Below are 2925 nucleotides of genomic sequence, written 5' to 3' on the forward strand. Positions count from 1 at the left end.
GTTTCGAGCCGGGTGATTTCCTCATCCTGGCGGCACAGCACCGGCGCGAGAAGCGGAAAGGCGGACGCCTCTAGGTCCTGCCGGAGAAGCTCACTTTGGTTGCTGAAGGCTTTCCGATCCCGGCCGAACAGGAAGTAAACCAAGACGCCGATCCCGGGAGCGAACACAAACGCGAGCATCCAGGCCAACGTCGCTTGGGGTCGCAGATTTTCCAGAATGAGAAAAACGCCTGTCCCAAGCGCGTAGAGCGCCAGCGCAACGGGCACTATCGTACCGAGTCCGTCCATGAGTCTGTGAGCATTTCACGCGGTCCGCGTTCAAGCCGCTTCGAGCCTTCACGTTTCCATGGTCGTCATTCGCATGGCACGGCCCGACAGCCGCCCGGATCAGACTCATTCGCCATCTTCATCCTTTCAGAGCCTGGAGCTCATGTCGTTGTTCATTTCTCAGTCAGCAAAATCTTCCAGCCACCGGGCGATGGCGAAGGCTTCGATCGACCACACCCGTTGAACCGGCTCATGGTTGATCCGTCGGCAATCATCATGCAGAATCAGCTCGGAACGACGCGCCAGATCTCTCCGTCATCGTTGGCGGTGTACAGATTGCCATCGGGGCCTTGCACCAGGGTGCGGGTTCGCGTGGCGGGCAACTCGACGGTCGCCTCGTTCGTCGCCATGCCACGCGCATCCAGTTCAAGCACGGCAATCCTCTGGCCGCCCATCAAGCTCACGAGTAAGCGGCCGTTCCATCCTCTCCACTGTTTGCCGTCGAGGAACAGAGCCGAGCCCATGCCGCGGCCGCTGCCGTTGTGGACCCAGCTTGGGGGCATCGCTTTGGGGAAGCGCTGCGTGTCAGTCATCGGCATCGTGGTCGGGTCGCCCGCGTAGCCGCAATAGTCATCGGGGCAACGCAGTCTCGGCCGATTCTGCGGGTCCCATCCCGCATTCCCACCCGCCGCCAACGCAGTGACTTCATCGCTGTGATTCGGGCCGTGCTCGGCGGTAAAGGGTTGGCCGGCGTTCGGCTGACCCGCCGGCCTGAAGGTGATGCCCTGCACATTGCGGTGACCGTAGGTGAAGATGCGCGGATCGCCGCCGGTCGGCGTATTGTTGCCCGGCGCCGCGGTGCCGTCGCGACTCACCCGCAGCACCTTGCCGCCGAGACGCTTCAAGTCCTGCGGCAGCGTCGCGTTGTGATTGTCACCGGTCGTGACATACAAGAAGCGATCGGGTCCGAAGCGGATACGTCCGCCGCTGTGGGCGCCGGCGATGCCGGCGCCATTGGCGGCATTTTTATACGAGATGTCTTCGATGATGTCGGTGCGGTTGGCGACACTCGTGTAGTCGGCGTTGACGGTCAAGCGAACGACTCGATTGGTGGCCGGCTTGCGCAGGTTGGAAGCGATGTAGACGTAGATGTCGCGCGTTCCCTTGGCGAAATCGGGGTCGACCGCGATTCCGTGCACGCCGCTCTGGCCCTCGCAAAACAGATCCGGCGCCACCAGCGCCGATCCGCTGGTGCCGAATAGCCGAACCGTCTTTTTATCGGGCAGGCGTGCCGACAGGCCGCGACACTTCTCGGTGAACAGCATCACGCCGTCGGGCGTGAAGGCGATGTCCCACGGTTCTTGCAAGCCGGTCATCACGACCGTGCGAGTCAGCTTCGGTGCTTCGGCCGATGTGGCGGAAAGCGATGCCGGCGGCCGTGTTACAGCAATAAGAGAACTCGTCAGCACCACCATTGCGATCGTCGCAATCATCGCCTTCTTCATAAGACGCTCCTGGCCGTGTCGAGAAGTTGCTGCGAGTTTCATTGTTCACTACCTAAAGCCATGCGTGCTGCCCGGCGGGAAAGGCTCGAAGCCGGTCAGGAGGCCACGGGTCGACAATGATCCGGCCGACCACATCGCGTCGACTCGGGAATACCCTTGAACCAACCGCAGGTCCCCTGCTTCGCCTTACAAAGGCTGTTCGGACAAACGACTAAAGAATCATGTCTTGACTTGAACTGGTGCCGCCGCAGAAGGGTATCACCGTCTCGCAGTCGTTCGGCAGGCAGCTCACCGAGTGGGAAGCAAATCCGGCAGGCTCCACAACTATTTTCCATCAGCAGCCCCCTTGACAAACCCTTATTAGTCCATTATTCTGGAAATATGGAAATTAATGAAGCCGTCACCGCCTTTGACGCACTTTCACAGGAAACCCGCTTGCGAGTGTTTCGCTTGCTGGTGGAATACGGACAGGATGGAACACCAGCCGGAACGCTGAGCGAGACGCTCCGCATTCCCCATAACACCCTGTCCTTCCATCTCGCGCAGATGAGCCATGCCGGGCTTGTCCTGTCGCAGCGCGAAGGCCGCTCCATTATTTACCGGGCGAATTTTGAATTTTTCACCGATCTCATCCGCTACATGGTGAAGGATTGTTGTCGCATGGAGTTTGCCAGTATCCGCGAGGATAAGAAGCGCGGATGTTCCGTCATCGAGATGCCAACGTGCTGTCCACCCAAAACAAAGGAGAAAACATCATGAAGCGTTTGCATATCCATATCGGTGTCGAAAATATCGAGCAAGCCGTTCCCTTTTACAGCGCCCTGTTTGGTGCTTCTCCGGTGAAGACCAAAACCGACTATGCAAAGTGGCTGCTTGATGACCCGCGCGTGAATTTTGCCATTTCGACCCGCGCCAGTAAGAAGGGCGTTGACCATCTTGGGATTCAAGTTGATGACAATGGCGAGCTGGATGAAGTGCGCGGACGCATAAAAGGCGCAGCCTTGCCCGCATTTAATGAAGGGGAAACGGTCTGCTGTTATGCCAAGTCCGATAAAACATGGGTGCAAGACCCGGCGGGTGTGACATGGGAAACCTACCGGACGATGGAAGACGCGCAGAGTTTGGCCGAGAAGTCGGCGAGCGCGGAAAGTGCC

4 protein-coding genes are annotated in these 2925 nt (G+C 59.1%); 2 read left to right on the forward strand and 2 right to left on the reverse strand.

Annotation, left to right across the window (positions count from 1 at the left end; all coding sequences use genetic code 11):
• Both ACOSYY_RS17160 and ACOSYY_RS17165 read right to left on the reverse strand, forming a co-directional pair.
• Window positions 1-287, reverse strand: a 287-nt coding sequence (locus tag ACOSYY_RS17160; RefSeq protein ID WP_421664029.1) for a PLDc N-terminal domain-containing protein, incomplete at its 3' end; no start/stop codon positions are given.
• A gap of 263 nt (window positions 288-550) precedes the next feature.
• Window positions 551-1771 carry a PQQ-dependent sugar dehydrogenase gene (locus ACOSYY_RS17165; protein WP_421664030.1) on the reverse strand — a complete coding sequence of 407 codons (1221 nt, stop codon included), beginning with the start codon at window positions 1769-1771 and terminating at the stop codon, window positions 551-553.
• A 231-nt stretch (window positions 1772-2002) separates the two neighbouring features.
• On the opposite strand from ACOSYY_RS17165, the gene ACOSYY_RS17170 reads away from it, so the two are divergent.
• Both ACOSYY_RS17170 and ACOSYY_RS17175 read left to right on the forward strand, forming a co-directional pair.
• On the forward strand, window positions 2003-2530 hold the full coding sequence (locus ACOSYY_RS17170; RefSeq protein WP_421664031.1) for an ArsR/SmtB family transcription factor: 528 nt from the start codon (window positions 2003-2005) through the stop codon (window positions 2528-2530).
• Window positions 2494-2925: ArsI/CadI family heavy metal resistance metalloenzyme (locus tag ACOSYY_RS17175; RefSeq protein WP_421664032.1), on the forward strand; the 432-nt coding region annotated here is incomplete at its 3' end. The genes ACOSYY_RS17170 and ACOSYY_RS17175, both read left to right, overlap by 37 nt.

The organism is Nitrospira sp. BLG_2, assembly GCF_049222245.1.

What these genes read in the sequence shown, in the direction of transcription:
- ACOSYY_RS17165 (WP_421664030.1), bottom strand. Translation starts at nt 1,771, where the DNA reads ATGAAGAAGGCGATGATTGCGACGATCGCAATGGTGGTGCTGACGAGT.